We start from the raw sequence: 19,204 nt of genomic DNA on the forward strand, positions 1-19,204 counted from the left end.
AGAATAAATGAGTGGGAGATTTAAACCCGACATTAATTGTTTTGCACTGAGTTTCGACTGCGCTCAACTACCGCCGATCGTTGTGTTGTATATAAATTCATTCTGAATTCTGACTCCTGACTCCTAAATTCTGTTTTGATAAAAACTCCCCAAGGTGAAAATTTTTTACTCTTTTACCTCGCAAATTTTTTACTCTAGTTGTTACCTGTTATTATTCCAGGTTTTCACAAGTTTATCGAGTATTTGATTAAGTTGGACTGGTATCAGGTGGTTCGGTAACTGGCGGTTGCGTGACAGTTCTACATGGATTTGGTACGTCTGATTGTACAATAATGCCAAAACGGTTGATTTGGGAGGAGTTTAGCAATACTGTTGCGGGCAAAGGTTTTGAATTTGCTGGAACTGAATTAGTTACGGCTGGGGTATTAGAATTAGCTGGAGTTTGTGTATTTTTATTGGCACAGACTCGCATAGACACCAAAAAACTCCCAGAAGCAGGATTTGGATTTGATTTTTTCTCAATAACTTCTAAAAAAGTCCCACGGGGAAGTGATTTGTTGTTTCCCAAGGAGATGTCATTATTAGTTTGAATTACCCAACCAGGAGAAAGATTAGTCAGCGATCGCGGTGTAGGTGTCGCTTCGATGCCAGGGTTTTGAGTTTGTAATGGATTGGAAAAAATTGGAGAAGCACCTGATGGCGATCGCAGTTGCTTAACGAACAATCCTAAAAAACCTGCTGCTAGCACAAATATTAATGGAACTATCCACTGTAGGGGGAACTGGCGAGCTTTAGCAGGTTCGGTGTCTGGAATCACCTGAGTCTTGTGATTTGGGCTGCCTAAAACTGTCGGAGCTGTCGCCTTGGATGTTAAATCAACAGTTTTGGCAGAATAACTTTGGGGAATCACTGCTTGGATAGTAATTTCTGGTTCCCAATATTGGACTTGATAGTGAACTAAAGCGACGGTGACATTATCGTGTCCATTTTTAGTATTAGCAATTTCGACTAATCGATCGGCAACAGTGGCTATATTTGCTTCCCCAACTAGAATCGGCAAAATTTCTGTTTCCCAGTATTCTTCCACGCGATCGAAGTCACTCAAACCATCGGATGTGAGCAGAAAAACAGCATCTTCATCGAGCATAAACCGTCCCGATGTGGGATGCAATGAACTGCTAGACCCCATCCCCAAAGCTTGAACGAGAGAGCCAGCCGCACTCTGTTGTACTGCCTCGCGGTAAATGGCATAACCTAGTCGCACTTCGCGGGAGGCGACATCATCATCGAGGGTAACTTGATAACAGCCGTGGCGTGTAATCCAGTAGGCACGACTATCGCCGACGTGGGTAATGTACATTTCATGAGCAACAGGTAATGCCATGACTAAAGTTGTACCCATGCGCTGACGACCTTGGCGATTTTCACCGTCATTGCGCTGACTGATTTTGTCATTGGCCATTGCCACTGCCTTATCTAGGTCATTTAACAGCAGTTCCGGGTCTATGTGGTCGTAGGGAACCTTTGTTAGTTGCTGTACCTGCTGCTGGATGGTTTCAATGGCTAAATTTGAGGCGACATTGCCACCCTCATGTCCACCAATGCCATCACAGACAATTGCTAAGGCTGTTGGCTGGGGTGGTTTGCTCACCAGAGTTCCACTGGGAGGGCTACAGGCATCTTCGTTCCGTTGGCGACTTGGCCCGGTGTCGGTTTTGGTGATAATCTGGATCGTGGGTGTTTGCGATCGCCCTAACCCAGCCAGTCCCCGATCTAAAACTCCGATTAATTGATCGGTTGAATTAATTTCTCCCTGAATTAAAGCCAGGCTCACGCGATCGACAAATTCTGTTATAGCTGGTTTGGCAGTGCTGACCAACTGTTGCCAAAATCCACCTAATTGGGGTAATTCTGGTGATGTGGCGCTGTCGAAACGCAGTTCTAACAACCGGACTAACGATCCTTCTACCCGTAATACATCAGAGTCAAGTAAGCTAGAGGCGACACCTTCACTCACAAGAGGTTGCCACAGATGAGCTATTTGCCATAACCAATTTAGTTGGCGCATCGATGTTGCATCACGCCAAGCGGTAGTTAATTCGCTGCCCAATTGCACTTGTTGGGTAGTGTCATCTACTAATAATGGCGGTTTTTCTAAGAGTAATATTTCTCGTTCGGAAGACCCGTCAGCAACAAAAAGCACTCCATATACCTGTGGTACGTGTAAACGGTAGGGAATCAGTCTCAGGTAGGCTTTTAGAGGCTGCAAATTATGTAACTCAGGCGTTAGCGATAAGAAACCGGGCTTCGTATCTAAAAGAAGAAATTTATCAAGGATTAAATAGCGATCGGCTAATATTTCTCCAGGGCTACCCACACTTGGGCTATCTACCACAGCCCAGAGATAATTTTTGGGTAGCGGCGTGGAACATCGCTGGCAAAACTTGTGAGTCAGGGGGTTGGCAGCCTGACAATTTTCGTTTGGACAGTGGAGCGTTGCCGCGTCATTTTCCATAGTTTTCGCACCGATCAGCGATTGGCAATTTCTTTAATAGCATTAGTAGGGACAATCTAGACCGCTCATCTTTCTTAAACTTGACATATCCAGACTTTAGATGATGATTTTAGCTGGCGGATATCAGCAGGTGCTAATACAAAACTTATCCAAAAAATACGCTCCTAAGTCAACCCTACAGCCTAATCATAGCTTCTATTGCCCTGTGACTCTCCATCGCCAAAGCAACTAACCCAACCCTGTCACCAAAGCATAACCCAAGCATAACTGCATGATTTGCTTTTGCTAAATTATCCCATCATCAACAAGCAGATCATTTTGCTATTTATTTAGTTTATAAGTAGGATAGCAAGAATTAACTTTAATTAAGAATTAAGAATAGCAAATATTAATTTTGGCAAAAGTACCTGATAAATCCAGTGGCTCTAAAAATCTCTTGAGGACTGGTGTTAGTGGATAGGGAGGGTTGAGCCAGTGCTGAGTTAAGAAGTAGACTTATGAATCGTTCCAATCTAAGCCGAGGCACTTTTAACTCAGCACTCTTGGTACAGAAGGGTTCAGCTAGCCCGCTACTAACTCATTTGCTTATTGTTTATCGTCAATGGCAACTTGAGGGACTCCCATACTGTAGTTGGTAACACGGGCAGAAAGATTGTAGCTGACTTCGCCGAGTTGCAGGAGCGATCGCAGATAATGCTCTAAGTCTGATCCTACACGGCGCAAGTTATAGTCTGTGAGGTCTGCGCCACTAGATGCTTCTACTAGTTCATCAAATTTTCGATAAATTTTTTGCAGTGCATCTTCATTCCAATTAAATTCGTTATCTGGGTCAACATCTAAGGTTAAGACTTGTTGACTAGGAACTAGATCGCCATCCCGGTCAATTTCACCTGCAAAAATGCGGATATGCCGGGTTGTGGACTTGAGCAGCATCGGGTTATCCATAAAAAGGTGTAAGATTTGCGTGAATTACACTGAAATTATTGTAGACGTTATCTTCGAGCTTGAATGCTCTCAATTTCAAAGCTTTGAATGCAGTTTCAAAAGGCTATATTGGATGGGCATAAGTAAAAATATCACCTTTACTGATTAGTTTGCTACTTCTGTTATGAGTTAAAGATATATTTAGTTGCTAGTACTGACAGTAGTCGAATTATTTTTCTGTAAAAATTAATGGGGAGAGTATTTTCATTTGCTGTACTAATCTTAACTACTGCTAAGATTTTGAGACTCAATCAAGCCCAAAAGACAGTAGGGGAAAGCACTTGGCAGGAATAATTTGATCTGTGTACATTTTTTTTAGAGAACAAAAATTTTTACATTAATAATTATGCCGAGCAATTTCTCCTAGATTTTCTATTGCAAAAAACGTACATCAAGTAATTTTACTGAATAGCGCTACATCGACTGCTGGCTTTAATAAACTCAAAAAAATTAAGCGGTTTTACTTACGTATAAACACCAAAATTAGAGTAACAAGTCAAACTGTTGTTGACGTTTACATAAAGTTGATGTAAAAACCTTTAAAAAGGTTGCACAACTTCTTACAGAAACTTTATTGTGTAGAATCTTAAAAACTGAATAATAGTTATGGCTTACCATAAGCTACATCTGGCACAAAAAAGTCAAAATCTAGACACTGAAAATCTAGCTTGAAAATACACCACAGGAGAGTGAAATAGAATACAAAGGTGATTGATGAAGAAAAATTCTTAATTCAAGCACTTTGGATTCAAAAGAGATATAAAGAATTTTGCTGGACATCTACCTCCTTGCCCTCATGACAACCAAGTAAAGGAATCTCAATAGTTATGAACTCCAAAGCATTGCCACGCCAGATAAATAATCTCGAAGTAGGTGTTTATGAGTGCGAAATCCATCTCAAATTCCGGTTGATTGAGGAAAAGAGTCTATTAAGCGATCGCGAACAACTCTTACAGGTGCTACTTGATGCTTTAACTGAAGGTTCCGATGACTTTCTAGAAACGCTACAAGCGTCCGTTAAAGCCCAGGAAGTATCTGAGATTAAAGCTTCACCCCAAATGCGCCGTCAGCTAATGCGCTTGCGTAATGTTGCTGAAAATTATCCCACTTAAAGGTGTAATTTAAGTAGTAAAAAAACGTGAATTGGGCATCAAATCAAATGTTGATCCCACACCCCTGTTGCCATAAAAACTAAGCAGTCAGTAGATTTCATAAAATTTCATAAAATATTGTGATTTCTACTTTGTGAAAGTCTTATTTAGCAGCACAAAGTCCCAGGAACAGTTTCCGCTATTAAAAACTTTGTAGCAAAGGTTACTGGTAGAATCTGAAAGCAAATTCAGCCGGGTGCATTTTACCGAGTTTTTATCAAAACATTGCAGAATAATAAAACCCTGTGTCTTTACAGATGGGGAATTGGACAACCAGGCGCAAATCTAATGAAAACCTAAAAGACCAAAGTAAAAATAGATCACCTTTCTTTTAGCTTTTTGCTGAAGCTAAGTGCCTGATTTGCTGAAATACTTATGTTTTATATATTACTGGTAATAGGTCATGGTTTCGCAGCCAGTTACCTATTACCGATTGCCCAGGAGTAGGGGAGATGAGGAAGTAGGGGAGATGAGGAAGCAGTGGAAGCAGGGGAAGCAGAGAGATAAATAAAACTCCTAACTCCTAACTCCTAACTCCTAACTCAGCACGGGCTAAACCTTAGCTATCCGCTAACAGCACTCCTAATGACAAATGACAAATGACAAATGACCAATGACTATTTAGCAAGACCGTGTTCGAGAGCAAAACGAACTAACTCTGTACGGCTATTGGTGCCGGTTTTACTAAATAAACGGCTGACGTATTTTTCTACATTGCGGACGCTGGTTTCTAAGCGACGGGCGATTTCTTTGTTCATCAACCCTTCAGCGACTAAATTTAAAACACTTTGTTCTCTGGGAGTCAAATCAATTTTAAAAGGGGCTGGCGATTGAGAAATAGCATTTCTTTGAGTTAACAATGCCTTAATTTGGGCAATCTGATTGGCTAGTTCAGCAAGATCGGGGGTTTCGCCGTCTTCTCCCGTACTTGCGGCTTTAGCGGCGCGGCGGGCTAGCAAATTTTCGACTATAGCCACTAACTCATCTGGATCGAAGGGTTTGGGTAGATAGGCATCAACACCAGCATGATAGCCTTGGATGCGATCGCCTGTCATACCTTTAGCAGTTAAAAATACTACCGGTAGAGCTTGGAAACGGGGATCTTCTCGTAGTTGCTTCAGGAACTGATAGCCATCCACTTGAGGCATCATCACATCTGAAATCACTAAGTCAGGTGTATTCAGCTGCATCCATTCCCAACCTTCAAGGGCGTTACTGGCGACTTGAACGCTGAAACCGCTCTCTTGCAAATAATCTTTCACGGCTTCCCGTATCCCTGGTTCATCATCCACCAGTAACAATTGTGCTGACATTTAAAATTCCCTTAAGTTTACCTTTCCAATTTAGCGAAAGTTGGTAGGCATTGAACAACTTGAATTCACCTCTACCGCCCCCAAAGCTTTTAAAGTTGATATCTCTGCCTCCGTCAACCCTTTTACCCTATTAACAAGGAGCGTCATTATGAATATTATCAATTAGGAATTTTTTAATTGAAGAAGAATTCAGAAGTCAGAAGTCAGAATGGGCTAAACGCCCCGCTATCGCTAACAGGAGTCAGAATAAATTAGTGGGGGATTCAAACCCGCCACTAATTGTAGACCGCTAAATTTTCAATGTTTAGGGGGTTTTAAACCCGTTTATTCATTCGCCACTCGCACAGAACTCAATTCTGAATTCTGGCTCCTGACTCCTGAATTCTGTTTTGATAATCCTTACCATTGAGGATTTTGCATAATTAATGCCTCTGCTGCCGAGCTATTTAATGGAACTGAGAAAAAATGTCCTTGGCTATATTTACAGTTTAACTTTCTTAGAAGTACTAGTTGCTCTTTTGTCTCTACCCCTTCGGCAAGCACATCCACACCTAGCTTGTGTGCCAAGGTGACAATTATCTCAATAATTTCTAAATTTTTACTATTTGTGGCCATTGTGCTGATGAAAGAGCGGTCAATTTTCAACACACTAATCGGAAAGTTATAAAGACCACCTAATGAGAAATAGCCCGTACCAAAGTCATCAATTGATAATTCAATGCCCATCTCTCGAAGTTGGAAGATTGCGGTAGTTACCTTATCGCCATTTTCCACAATTGCGTTTTCAGTAATCTCTAGCATTAGACTGCCAGCATCAAGACCAGTTGAGTGCAAAATTTGCCCAATCTGCTCAATCAAATCCGGCTGAGAAAATTGCTTAACGGAGAGATTAATACTAATTTTCTCTAGTAAGTTGGAACGATGGTATACCCGCCAAGCTTGCATCTGGCGGCAAGCTTCATGGAACGCCCATTTGCCAATGGAGAAAATTAGTCCAGTTTCCTCGGCTAGGGGAATAAAATCTGCTGGATTAAGCAGACCGCGCTCTGGATGCTCCCAGCGCAATAGAGCCTCAAAACCTAAAATAGAGCCACTAGTGAGCGAAACAATCGGTTGGTAATAAACCTGAAATTCTTGGCGTTCAATTGCTCGGCGCAAATCAGTCTCTAACCGCAATCTCGCCAGAGCATTAGCATACATATCTGAGTTAAATAGCTCATAACGCGCTCTACCTAGCATCTTGGCTCGGTACATTGCTGTATCGGCATCCCTCAACAGTTCTTCTGGGTGTTGATAGTCTACTGTCGAACTCAAGGCGATGCCAATACTTGCTGTAATGAAGACTTCTTGTCCTTCAAGCTCAATGGGTAAGGCTAGTTCCTGTTGAATCCGTTCAGCCACTGTAATGGCATCTGACACATGATGGATTCCCTCAAGCAGGATTGTAAATTCGTCTCCCCCAAGTCGTGCTGCTGTATCTATGGAGCGTACACATATTTCTAGTCTACTTGCTATTTCAAGTAGAAGTTGGTCTCCATTCAGGTGTCCAAGACTGTCATTAATCACCTTAAAGCGATCTAGGTCGATAAATAGCACAGCATATAGATAATCTGAATGCCGTTTTGAATAATTTATCGCATGTGTTAAACGGTTCATAAATGCAACGCGGTTTGCCAGACCCGTCAGTGCATCGTGAAAGGCAAGGTGCAGTAGTTTTGACTCGACTCGCTTACGCTCTATAATTTCATTTAACAATTTCTGATTTGCTTTTACCAGTTCTGCTGTCCGTTCTACCACCCGTATTTCTAACTCACTGTAAGCTTGGTGCAACATTTCTTCAGCTTGTTTACGTTCAGTGATATTGCACACCACCCAACGCCAACCAAGCTGCTTCCCATCGAAGTCGTAGACTACAGACGCTTTCACACTAGCAGGGAAAGACATTCCTCCCCGTGGCTGTAGATGAATTTCCCAGTTCAGTATCTCCTGCAAATTGTTTATTTGACAGCTAAAGGACTGGCGGTCTTGTTGAGCAATAAAAAGAATTAATGGTTTACCTACTAAATACTTTTGTTGGACACCGAGCAAAGTTGCTGCTACATTGTTAGCCTCTTGAATTGTCCCGTCGGTATTAGTTACCAAGTAACCATCTGGAGCAAATTCAAACAAATCTTGATAACGCTGGCGCTCTTTCTCTACTGCCACTCGTGTTACCTTTAACTCCTCGGAGGCTGTCAATAGTTCTTCCATTATGGTGTTAAGTTCCTCGAAAGCCTCTGTTATTATCTCTTGTTGGGAGTTTGGCTTAGTTCCATCGCATTCTAATATTTCCTCTATCTGTGAATACAATTGCTCTATCTGCTGGCTAAATCCATCGACTTTCATGTTGGTTGGTCAACTCACAAAACTAATGAAGCGTGGCTGTGAATAAAAAGAGCAGGAGAAGCAAACCCCATGATTTTCTCAAAGCTTCACACGCTATTGAGTAGACAAGGAGTAGGTTACTTGCAAGAGTGGACACTCTATAAATAAATATGAAAGAACTTGGTTTTTTGATTCACTAACTTATTTATAGGAATCTGATTTGATTGATGACAAAAATTAGTTATTCTAGTCTGCGTTAGAGGGAACGTCGTAACGTACCAAACCATTCTAAACGGTGCTATATTCTCGGCGCTAACACAACACTAGTTCGCTAAAGTCGGGAAACCTGCTCACACAAGTGACTCCCTTCGTGTCTTTTCAACAATCAAATAAGAACCGTATATATTCAATGATGAGAAAGAAATCAATTTTGTACAGGCTCAAATCAAATTTTCACCCTATTCAGTTGCCACAAACTTGTCCAATAACGACTAATATGCAAAGTTGCAGCAAGCCTTACCTACTGAAATTTTTATTTTATTTTTTTATTAAATACAAGGTATTGAAGTTAATACTCTATAAGTAACACCATATTTGCTTCCCCTGTTTTTGGCAATACTTCTTAAGTAAGATATATTCGCTTTTATGAGCTAAGGAAAGAATAAGGGTGTCAGTCAATGCTTTTGGGCTGACAGGAGCATTTTTGCTTAGGTGTTGCTGAATTCAGGTGTGAAAATGATTTTGCATGATTTCAAAACCTTTGTAGAGACGTTGCAATTGCTAGTCTCTACACCAAGATTTATCGAACAGAATTCAGGAGTCAGGAGCCAGAATCAATTAAGTATGGTTTTACACTATGCTTAATTGTAGACCGCCTATAGAGGCGGGGGTATTAAACCCATTTATTCAGACGCGACGCTCTCTACGAGACGCTAAAAGCGAACGACGACTCGCTAACGCTGCGCTATCCACTTTTTCGTTCAGAATTCAATTCTGAATTCTGGCTTCTGACTCCTGAATTCTGTTTTGATAAATTTAGTTGCTCTGTATCCTTTTCGTTTTCGGTTATTATTGCTTAAACAAAATCTGTAATTACTGAGATAAATAACATTTTTTACACACAAAATCAATTTGCGTTTCAGGCTTCTTAGAGATAAAAACTCTACTAAACCCTTATTTTCTAAGTCATTTATACAGATAGTATAGGCGTATTTATCAAACTTGAGATGTAATATTTACTACTACTTAAAACTAAAGTAGTTCAAATTACCCATGACTACTGAGATTAAGATTTGCTAACGTAGTCTTAACATATTGAAAAATTTGCTGAGAAAGCTGAGAAAGTAGCAGCCGATACTAATCTAATTTTTAGTGTTGGTTCTTTCTCATCCAGAGATGTGGCGTTTTGGTGTGTTAAGAATATATATTTTTCTTTCAGAGGGGGTTATGGTTGTAAATTTGGCCCGTACTACAGCTTCGGCAGAACTTTTAAAGCAAGTATTCCGTAACATTGATGCACATAGTTGTCCAAGGTTATTTAACTTTCACATGCACACTATCTACTCGGATGGAAGGTTGCAGCCGAGTGGATTGATGGAACAGGCGATCGCTATTGGGTTAAAAGGGTTAGCGATCACCGATCATCATGGTATTGTCGGCTATCAAGCGGCACTTGCTTGGTTAGAAGACTGGAAGTGGAATAATCCTGATGCAACGACTCCTCACCTGTGGAGTGGCGTAGAAATCAATGCCAACCTTTTGAATACAGAAGTTCACATTTTGGCTTACTCTTTTGCAACAGACCACCCTAGTATGAAACCCTATCTGCAAAGAAGGCCGACTACAGGGCAAGAATATCAGGCAAGTAACGTGATTGCCGCTATTCATCAAGCTGGGGGATTGGCAGTTCTGGCTCATCCTGCTCGTTACAAGCGATCGCTTTTTGACTTAATTCCAGCTGCGGCTCAAAACGGGATCGATGGCGTGGAAACTTTCTATGCCTACAATAACCCTAACCCTTGGAAACCCAGCACAGTGGAATCGGAACAAGTGCAAAAATTAGCTGATGAATACTTTCTATTCAATACCTGTGGTACTGATACCCACGGTTTGAGTCTTCTACAACGCTTGTAAAGATGAATCCATTTTTTTGAAATCTCCTGGTTCAATCTACCAGGAGGTTATCTTTTTTTTGAGATGTTCAATAGTCAATTTGTTTTATTAAAGTTAATTTCAAGAGATTGAGAAGCAATCATGATTGTTTCTTTGGCAGCTTTTTCCTGACGTTCACTGTAGCGGTCTGTGAGATAATCAACTTTGTCACGCAATAGCAAGGTAAATTTGTAAAGTTCTTCCATAACATCGACAATGCGATCGCGGTATGGTGAATCTTTCATAGTCCCGTCTTCATTAAACTCCTCGTATGCTTTAGCCACTGAAGATTGATTAGGGATAGTGAACATCCGCATCCAGCGTCCAAGAATTCTTAATGTGTTGACGGCATTAAAAGACTGAGATCCACCACTCACTTGCATGACTGCCAAAGTTCTGCCTTGAGTCGGGCGAACGGCTCCAATAGTGAGGGGAATCCAATCGATCTGGTTTTTCATAATGCCGGAAATTTGACCGTGCAACTCTGGGCTAGACCAGACCTGTCCTTCTGACCACAAGCTTAATTGGCGCAACTCCTGCACCTTTGGGTGGGTGTCGGGTACGCTGCCATAAATCGGCAGTTCACGGGGATCGAAAAACTTTACCTCTGCCCCAAATTCTTCAATGATGCGTGCGGCTTCTTCTGCTAATAAGCGACTATAGGAACGCTCACGCAGGGAACCATACAAAAATAAAATTCTGGGGGGATGGTCAAATGTCGTCATGGTAATTCCTAATTCACAGACTCAATTAATTGAGTGACTCGTTCTTTAATCTCATCGCGGACTGTCGGAAAAATTTCGGGTTGTTCTGCTGGATCGTCTAACTGCCAATCTTCAAAGACTTCGCGTGTCACCCACTCCGGCGGCAAATTTATGCCACAGCCACACAAAGAAATCACGACATCAAAATCTTGTGCTTGAAAATCACTCAGGGGTTTGGAGTGTTGATCGGTAATATCGATACCAATTTCTTTCATGGTGGCGATCGCTTCTGGTCTAACCTGACTTGCTTCTAAGCCAGAACTAATTACTTCAATCTTTCCTTTACCAAGAGTTTTGGCAAAACCTTCAGCCATTTGGGAACGGGCAGAATTTTTTTTGCAGACAAACATTACACGTTTCATGGTTCAACTCCTGGGAATAATTTGACTAAATTTAAAAGGTTCTCGGTTCAGATGGCGAAAAATAACGTTTCTCTAACCAGAAAGCAACATTCACCAGACCAATCAATACAGGCACTTCCACCAGAGGCCCGACGACGGCAGCAAAAGCAACACCCGAATTAATGCCAAACACTGCGATCGCAACTGCAATTGCCAGTTCAAAATTATTTCCTGCCGATGTAAACGCCACACTTGCGGCTCTAGAATAGTCTGTTTTAATCCGCCAAGCCATGTAAAAGCTGACGAAAAACATGATGATGAAGTAGACGATCAACGGAATTGCAATTTTGACTACATCCAAGGGAATTTGAACAATTAAATTCCCTTTCAAGCTGAACATCACGACGATTGTAAATAATAGAGCAATCAGCGTGATCGGGCTGATTTTAGGTACAAATTCTTCGTGATACCACTGCTTACTCTTGGCTTTCACTAAGAAGTAACGAGTGAAAAATCCAGCTAAAAAGGGAATACCGAGATAGATAAACACACTTTTGGCAATCTCAGCAATGCTGACATTAACAACACTGCCTTGTAACCCAAATAGTGGCGGTAGTACAGTGATGAAGAACCACGCATAAGGACTATAAAATATGACTTGAAAGATACTGTTAAAGGCAACTAATCCAGCCGTGTATTCTGTATTGCCTCGTGCCAAATCGCTCCACACAACTACCATTGCAATACATCGGGCTAATCCAATCAGGATCAATCCCGTCATGTATTCTGGATAACCGTGTAAGAAGATAGTCGCCAGAGCAAACATCAAAATTGGCCCAATTATCCAATTTTGAACTAGTGAAACACCAAGAATTTTTCCGTTGCGAAATACATCCCCTAATTCTTCATACCGCACCTTGGCTAAGGGCGGATACATCATCAAAATTAACCCAATTGCGATCGGTATATTGGTTGTTCCCACTTGGAACTGGTTAATAAAGGCTTCTACTCCCGGAAAGAAATAGCCCAGACCAACACCGATCGCCATTGCTAAAAAAATCCACAAGGTTAGGAAGCGGTCAATAAAGGAGAGGCGTTTTGAAGTCTTTTTTTTCATTGACCGATATCAAGAACATACCTCTATCATTTCAAAAAAAATTGATTTGTCAATATCTAAAGAGCGAGAAAGAAACAAAACATTATAAAAAAAATTGATGGATTTTTAAGTCTCGCAGGGGGGACGAATCGGTAATATGGGGCTAAATCGGCGGAATTCTGCTAGATACTGCTCTAGGGCAACAAACTGCGGTAGATTGAGGCTGTAGTAAATCCAGCGCCCTTCTTGACGAGCGCGAACTAAACCAGCTTCTTTCAGAGTTTTGAGGTGAAAAGATAGTTTAGACTGAGTGGTTCCCAGGTGGTCGCACAGGTCACACACACATAGTTCTTGAGAGCGCAGCAGTTCTAAGACCTGAATTCGTAGTGGGTCAGACAGGGCATGAAAGCCAGCAGCGATCGCATCTGGAGTGAAGGTGGTATTAGAAGCCATCAACTTTTTTTGAAGTGTTCCTTTATGCTAAAGTCTAAATCATCGGTTAAACAAAACCTTTACCAAGAAGAAAAGTCTGTCTATAGTCCAATACAGTTCAGTTAAGAAATTTGCTCCTTCTCTTTCTTTTCTCTGCGTTCTCTGCGCCTCTGCGGTACCCTGCGGGAAGCCGTTCGCGTAGCGTCTCGTAGAGAAGCGTCTACGTTAAAAAAACGACTTTGGCAAAGACTACTAGCCTTAACCCAAGCCTATTGGTCTATAGTCGATTCTTAGTAGGAATCACAATCATCGAGAAATAGGGTACTTCATCTGGATTAACTTCATCCAGGGGTACGATGCGTTGCTGTGATGTTGATGCCCGCTCAATATATCTTGCCCGTGATGCTAGCCCTAATTTATGCAAGATATCCCGTACTTTGGTAAAATGACGGCCTAGCTTCATAATTGCGGCGGCATCAGTCATCAGCAGATGTGTAGTCAGTTCTTCTGCTGGTAGTGGGGCGGGTAAGACTGTGAGGATATCGGTGTAGTAAGTAAAAGGTACACCCAAAGCTACCGGACAAGCCATTAGCGAGGAAACTCCCGGGACAACTTCTGTTTCGTATTGGTCACATAACCGCGTGAATAGGTACATGAACGAACCATAGAAAAATGGATCGCCCTCACATAGCACCACGACATCTCGACCGGCTGCTAAATGCTCGGCGATTGGTTCAATTTCCTGATCATAAATAGACTTGGCCTTTTCTGGCTCCAAAGCGCGAGGGAGATGAAATAGTACCTCTATTTGATGGCCAGGAAGATATTGTGCCACGATCGCTCTAGCGATACTTTGTTTATCTGTGGCTGATTGATAAGCTACCACAGGAGCCGCACGTAATAAACGCAGTGCTTTCAGAGTCAATAGTTCGGGATCGCCTGGGCCGACACCAATTCCATAAAGACGACCTTTGGATTTCATATTCATTCTTCCTCCCTTGCCAGGGCGTTAACTGCTGCTGCCGCGATCGCACTTCCACCGCGCCGACCGTGTAAGGTTAAAAATGGTACATTCCTGTTGTCTGCTGCTAATGCGGCTTTCGATTCGGCTGCACCAACAAACCCCACTGGAAAGCCTAAGATAATTGCAGGTTTGGGCGTTCCTTCATCGAGCATTTCTAACAGTCGAAACAGGGCTGTGGGTGCATTGCCAATTGCAATTACCGATCCTTCAAGGTGCGATCGCCATAATTCTAAAGCCGCCGCCGACCTTGTAGTACCCATACTCTGAGCAAGTTCTGGCACTTCTGGCTCGTTGAGGGTACAGATAACTTGATTATTTGCAGACAACCGCCGTCTGGTAACGCCATCGGCAACCATCCGGCAATCGCATAGAATTGGCGCTCCTGCTGCCAGTGCTGCCCTTGCGGATTGTACTGCTGTTGGTGAATATCCCAAGTCTGTGATGATATCCGTCATCCCACAGGCATGAATTAGACGCACTGCAACTTTTGCTACATCCGATGGCAGCACATCTAGGTTCGCTTCTGACCGGATAATTGCAAAAGAATTGCGGTAAATTTCGTTGGCATCTCGGATATAGTCGGGCATTCAATTTGGGATTTTAGATTTGGGATTTTGGATTGATTAGTTAGTATAGATACTTCTTTTTCAATAGAAGAATACCTAATTAATTAACCGCAGTAGACGCTTTGCGGCTACTCTACGAGAACGCTAAGAGCGAACCCGCAGGGTGGCACAGAGAACACAGAGTCAGAGAAAGGGAGGAATCATCTGTATTTATCTATGGTTCCATTTTCTAAGTATTTATTAAATAACTGGTGTAATTGTGCGATCGCATAGCGATTAGCAAATTCCCCAAAGGATTGATCGGAATTTAAGCGTTGAATTTTATATACATCTAGCATCCGCTCTATTAATGCAGTTAGTTCGGCAAAAGTTACATATTGATATAGTTCGCGTCCGAATTTGTGCTTGCTGTCACCAACATAAACGTGATAGCCTTCCACAGTTTCATTGTCAGCCTCAATGCTGACACCAAGGAGAGTAATATCACTCTTGCCATGCTGGGCGCAAGATTTTTCGCAGCCAGTGAAGTGGATATTAACTGGGTAATCGATAGTCAGGCGAGTTTTAAGATACTCTGCTAATGCCAACGCATGATTTTTGGTATCTGTAGCAGAAGCGGCGCAACCCTTTTTTCCAGAACAGGCAATTAATGCCCCCTTGATGTTGGTTGCTGAAGAATCTAATCCTAATAAAGTAATTTGACTTTCGACATCAGCAACCCATTGCTGAGGAATATCTGTAAGGAGCAAATTTTGCCAAGGGGTTAACCTGAGAGTTCCACTACCGTATTTTGCTGCTAAATCTGCTAAACCCCGCATCTGTCTACTCTGCAATCGCCCAAGAGGTAAGACGACACCAATGTAAAATAAGCCTTGCTGACGTTGGGGATGGATGCCAATATGCTGATATTTTTTTCCCTTGCCTTGGTCTACGGTGTACACACATCTTGGTAATGAAGCGCAAACCCTGGATTTACCCCCCTTATTCCCCCCTTGCAAAGGGGGGAAATATCCGGTTCCCGGTTCTCCCCCTTGCCAAGGGGGAGTTAGAGGGGGTGAGAAGGACTTGTGTGTGTGTGTACACCGTAGCTTGCCTTCCTGGGGGAGTAGGTCTTTTCTGATTTCACTGTACAAAAGAGAAAAAGGTAAACGCTGTTCAACTTCCTGAAGATAATTTTCACAGCCCAAAGTATTCAATAACTCTAAGAGACGGAGCCGCCGCTTATTGGTAGTATGACTATAAGCTAGATAGACATCCGTTAAAGCTGCCAAGACGGGCAAACATTCCTCTGGTGATAATAAAATTCCTGTATCGCTGGGCGGTTGACCCTTCTCGCCGACACTGAGATAGAGGCGAAAATAAACATTACCATTAACTAAGACAGCAGCAAAGGCGATATCATTTAAGCGATCGCACACCCGAATTATCCCACCACCATCAAAGCAAACGCTAAATTTTGCCGACAGTCCCGAAAGCGCCGGATGTGCAGCAATATAATTATCCCAACCTTCGACAAAAGGGCGAGTGTCGATTAATTCCTGGGGATCGATGCCAGCAGTCGGACTGGTCATAATATTACGGATTTGGTCTACAACTGTATTGTCAGAACCCAATCCCATATTTTGTAGGTACTTCAAAACCTCAGCATTTATCCCCGTGCGGATTTCACGAACTTGTAGGTTAGCTCGATTAGTCACATCTATATAGCCGCCACCATGCTGTTCTGCTATATCTGCGATCGCACAGCACTGCTGACTACTAATAATTCCACCTGGTATTCTAATACGAGATAATATACCATCTGCGGCGGGAGTAGCATAAAACAAGCCAGGACAAGTGGCAAATCCAGAAACCAAATTTAGAACTCCTTCCCCGTGCAACGCAGGGAGTAGACGGTGAGTGTGTCTTGAGGACATCCTGAGAGTTGGCATTCTGACTTGGGTAATCCCATCACAGCTGCGGCACAGTCCCGGAATTTCACCGGAGTTTCCCAACTCCCAGCTTGAGTAATTTAGATTTTGTTTAGGTTATAGATTTAAACCAGACATCATCCAGATAATTATCTTACATTACTATTGCGATAAATTTTACCTGAGCTTATTCACTACCGATCGAAAGATATAGCTCTTGAAGCTAGTGGTCTCTCAAAATTAATGAAACAGACTACTAGTCTATAAATTGAATTTAGTCATGGCTACAGGCAGGGATGCTTGAGCCTTTTTGCTGCAAAACTTGCTTTAGAAAAAGTTAGCCGGTCTAAGTTGAGGTTTTTTCGGACTCATGCTTTTTTGAATTTTGAATTGCTTATACAGGCTGTGGTTTGAGTAAATCTGTTTTGGTAACAAATTCACTGAATGTACTTGCAACCTGCTGCGGTAATGCAATGCCTGGGGTTTGCACTGGTAAGCGGGGAAATAATAATTCTGCGACTCGATAAGCTTCTTCGAGATGGGGATACCCTGAGAAAACGAAAGTATCAATTCCTAAATCGGCATATTCCAGCATTCGCGCTGCAACTGTCTCTGGATCTCCAACTAAGGCAGTCCCAGCACCTCCACGCACTAAGCCAACACCTGCCCATAAGTTGGGGCTAATTTCTAAGTTTTTACGTTCGCGTAGCGTGCCGGAGGCAACCTCGCCATTGTGTAGTTGGGTCATGCGACGTTGTCCTTCTGATTCCGACTCAGCAAACCGCCGATGTGCAGCCGCGATCGCCTCATCATCGACATACTGAATTAGTTCATTGGCCGCATCCCAAGCTTTTTGCGTAGTTTCGCGGACTATAACGTGCATCCGAATCCCAAAGCGTACCGTTCTACCTTGTTCTGCTGCTAATTGGCGTACCTTTGCAATCTTTTGGGCAACTTGATGTGGTGGTTCACCCCAAGTTAAATACACATCAATGTGTTTGGCAGCAACTTGGAGCGCCGCATCTGAAGAACCACCAAAATATAAGGTGGGGTAAGGCTTTTGTACGGGAGGGAATTGGAGTTTTGCGCCTTGAACTTGCAAGTGGCGACCATTAAAGGTTACTTCGTCACCTTGCATGAGCGATCGCCAAATTGTCAAAAACTCATCTGTGAGTTCATAACGCTGATCGTGATCTAAGAAAATCCCATCTTTTGCAAGTTCTTTTGTATCGCCACCAGTGACAACATTCAGAATAATTCGACCATTAGAAATCTGGTCAAAAGTCGCAGCCATCCTAACTGCCAAAGAAGGCGACATAATTGCCGGACGAAAGGCTACGAGAAACCGCAAGCGTTCTGTAACTGAAATTAATGAAGTAGCTACAATCCAAGTATCCTGTTTTTGTCCAGTACCAATCAGCATCCCACCATAACCCAATTTATCAACAGCTTGGGCGATTTGCTGCATATAGGGATAAGTGGCTGGTCGTCTGCCGATTGTAGTACCTAAATAACGCTCATCTCCCTGTGTCGGCAAATACCAAAAAACTTCCATTTTCCTATCTCCTGGCGCTATTTCTGGCTAATGGTTTCCGGTGTTATAGCTGCATATTGTTCGCTAGTCAGCATCGCTTCTTTAATATTAATTGGCTTAGGTATCACTTTTTCTTTGGCAAACAAATCTGCAATCTTCTGTTGATTTTCCATGATTTCTGGCGTAATTGGTCTTAAACCATAAGTTCGCCTTTCAACCATTGTTGTTAAAATATCTTCATCAATTTTCAGATGAGGAATAATAAGTTTCACAACTTCCGCTCGGTTTTTCTCACCCCATTTACCTGTGTTATCTATCTCCTCAAGAACTAATCGCACTAATTTCGGATTTTCTGTGGCAAATTTTCGCGCCGCCATGTAATATCCGCCCTGAGTAGCAATGCCACTAGCATCTCTCAAAACACGAGCATTTGCCTTTTTTTGGGCTACTGCTAAATAAGGGTCCCAAGTTACCCAGGCATCAATTTTTCCTTGAATAAAAGCATCACGGGCTTCTGAAGGAGGGAGGCTAATAGCTTGAATATCACTATATTTCAAACCAGCCTCTTCCAAAGCTTTTATTAATAAGTAATGGGAAGCAGAACCCTTTTGAAAAACTATTTTTTTACCTTTGAGATCGGCTAAATTCCGAATCGGTGAATTATTTTGGACGATAATTCCGCTTCCTTTACCAGTACTGGGTTTATTACTAGCAACATAAACTAAAGATGTACCAGCTGCTTGGGCAAATATCGGCGGAGTCTCGCCTACAGAGCCAATATCAACCCTACCCACATTCATCGCTTCCATCAGTTGTGGCCCGGCGGCAAATTGTGCCCATTCCACGGAAACACCTAAAGGTTTTAGACGCTTTTCGATCAATCCTTTAAGTCTGACAATATCCCCAGAAGTCTGATATCCCATACGGACAGTTTTGGTTTTCAAGCCAGTGGTTTCATTTTCTGCTTTTGGGGTTTGGACTGAGCAACTAATTAAGGTTATTGAGATTGTTAATAATCCAGGTAATAAAAATAGTGAAAAACCTTGGAAAATATTAATT

At 42.3% G+C, this 19,204-nt stretch carries 15 protein-coding genes and 1 riboswitch; of the genes, 2 read left to right on the forward strand and 13 right to left on the reverse strand.

The annotated features are described in order from the left end of the window. Nucleotides 1-247: 247 nt before the first annotated feature. Both HWQ37_RS01295 and ndhM read right to left on the reverse strand, forming a co-directional pair. Nucleotides 248-2,515 (reverse strand): protein phosphatase 2C domain-containing protein, encoded by a 2,268-nt coding sequence (locus HWQ37_RS01295; protein ID WP_292742849.1) that lies wholly within the window; start codon nt 2,513-2,515, stop codon nt 248-250. Nucleotides 2,516-3,100: 585 nt separating this feature from the next. After that, nucleotides 3,101-3,460 (reverse strand): NAD(P)H-quinone oxidoreductase subunit M, encoded by a 360-nt coding sequence (gene ndhM, locus HWQ37_RS01300; RefSeq protein WP_094350943.1) that lies wholly within the window; start codon nt 3,458-3,460, stop codon nt 3,101-3,103. A gap of 866 nt (nt 3,461-4,326) precedes the next feature. Here ndhM and HWQ37_RS01305 point away from each other — a divergent pair. Beyond that, on the forward strand, nt 4,327-4,611 hold the full coding sequence (locus HWQ37_RS01305; protein WP_292742851.1) for an Npun_R1517 family heterocyst differentiation transcriptional regulator: 285 nt from the start codon (nt 4,327-4,329) through the stop codon (nt 4,609-4,611). Nucleotides 4,612-5,267: 656 nt separating this feature from the next. On the opposite strand, the gene HWQ37_RS01310 is transcribed toward HWQ37_RS01305, so the two are convergent. Both HWQ37_RS01310 and HWQ37_RS01315 read right to left on the reverse strand, forming a co-directional pair. Continuing rightward, nucleotides 5,268-5,963 carry a response regulator transcription factor gene (locus HWQ37_RS01310; protein ID WP_292742853.1) on the reverse strand — a complete coding sequence of 232 codons (696 nt, stop codon included), beginning with the start codon at nt 5,961-5,963 and terminating at the stop codon, nt 5,268-5,270. Nucleotides 5,964-6,362: 399 nt separating this feature from the next. Next, complete coding sequence (locus tag HWQ37_RS01315) at nt 6,363-8,348, reverse strand: sensor domain-containing protein (RefSeq protein ID WP_292742855.1); 1,986 nt, start codon at nt 8,346-8,348, stop codon at nt 6,363-6,365. Between the two features lie 1,425 nt (nt 8,349-9,773). Between HWQ37_RS01315 and HWQ37_RS01320 the strand changes: the two genes are divergently transcribed. Then, on the forward strand, nt 9,774-10,460 hold the full coding sequence (locus tag HWQ37_RS01320; protein WP_292742857.1) for a PHP domain-containing protein: 687 nt from the start codon (nt 9,774-9,776) through the stop codon (nt 10,458-10,460). Between the two features lie 74 nt (nt 10,461-10,534). On the opposite strand, the gene arsH is transcribed toward HWQ37_RS01320, so the two are convergent. From arsH to HWQ37_RS01365, 9 genes are all read right to left on the reverse strand, one after another. After that, nucleotides 10,535-11,203, reverse strand: a complete 669-nt coding sequence (gene arsH / locus HWQ37_RS01325) for an arsenical resistance protein ArsH (protein ID WP_292742859.1) — start codon at nt 11,201-11,203, stop codon at nt 10,535-10,537. 8 nt (nt 11,204-11,211) lie between these two features. Then, nucleotides 11,212-11,604, reverse strand: coding sequence for an arsenate reductase, glutathione/glutaredoxin type (gene arsC / locus HWQ37_RS01330; protein ID WP_292742861.1), 393 nt, complete (start codon nt 11,602-11,604; stop codon nt 11,212-11,214). Between the two features lie 31 nt (nt 11,605-11,635). Then, nucleotides 11,636-12,700 (reverse strand): ACR3 family arsenite efflux transporter, encoded by a 1,065-nt coding sequence (gene arsB, locus HWQ37_RS01335; RefSeq protein WP_292742863.1) that lies wholly within the window; start codon nt 12,698-12,700, stop codon nt 11,636-11,638. A gap of 105 nt (nt 12,701-12,805) precedes the next feature. Continuing rightward, on the reverse strand, nt 12,806-13,132 hold the full coding sequence (locus HWQ37_RS01340; protein ID WP_292742865.1) for an ArsR/SmtB family transcription factor: 327 nt from the start codon (nt 13,130-13,132) through the stop codon (nt 12,806-12,808). Between the two features lie 256 nt (nt 13,133-13,388). After that, nucleotides 13,389-14,093 carry a precorrin-2 C(20)-methyltransferase gene (locus HWQ37_RS01345; protein ID WP_292742867.1) on the reverse strand — a complete coding sequence of 235 codons (705 nt, stop codon included), beginning with the start codon at nt 14,091-14,093 and terminating at the stop codon, nt 13,389-13,391. 2 nt (nt 14,094-14,095) lie between these two features. After that, a complete protein-coding gene (locus HWQ37_RS01350; protein ID WP_292742869.1) occupies nt 14,096-14,722 on the reverse strand; it encodes a precorrin-8X methylmutase in 627 nt (208 codons plus the stop codon). Nucleotides 14,723-14,901: 179 nt separating this feature from the next. After that, on the reverse strand, nt 14,902-16,617 hold the full coding sequence (cobG, locus tag HWQ37_RS01355; RefSeq protein ID WP_292742871.1) for a precorrin-3B synthase: 1,716 nt from the start codon (nt 16,615-16,617) through the stop codon (nt 14,902-14,904). 1 nt (nt 16,618) lies between these two features. Next, nucleotides 16,619-16,702, reverse strand: a riboswitch (adenosylcobalamin-variant (AdoCbl-variant) riboswitch). A gap of 303 nt (nt 16,703-17,005) precedes the next feature. After that, nucleotides 17,006-18,166, reverse strand: coding sequence for an FMNH2-dependent alkanesulfonate monooxygenase (gene ssuD, locus HWQ37_RS01360; protein WP_292742873.1), 1,161 nt, complete (start codon nt 18,164-18,166; stop codon nt 17,006-17,008). A 17-nt stretch (nt 18,167-18,183) separates the two neighbouring features. Continuing rightward, nucleotides 18,184-19,203: a sulfonate ABC transporter substrate-binding protein gene (locus HWQ37_RS01365; protein ID WP_292742875.1), complete on the reverse strand. Its 1,020-nt coding sequence runs from the start codon at nt 19,201-19,203 to the stop codon at nt 18,184-18,186. Between the last annotated feature and the right edge of the window lies 1 nt (nt 19,204).

The sequence above is a fragment of the Nostoc sp. NMS4 genome (assembly GCF_017115095.1).
Classification (GTDB): Bacteria; Cyanobacteriota; Cyanobacteriia; order Cyanobacteriales; family Nostocaceae; genus Nostoc.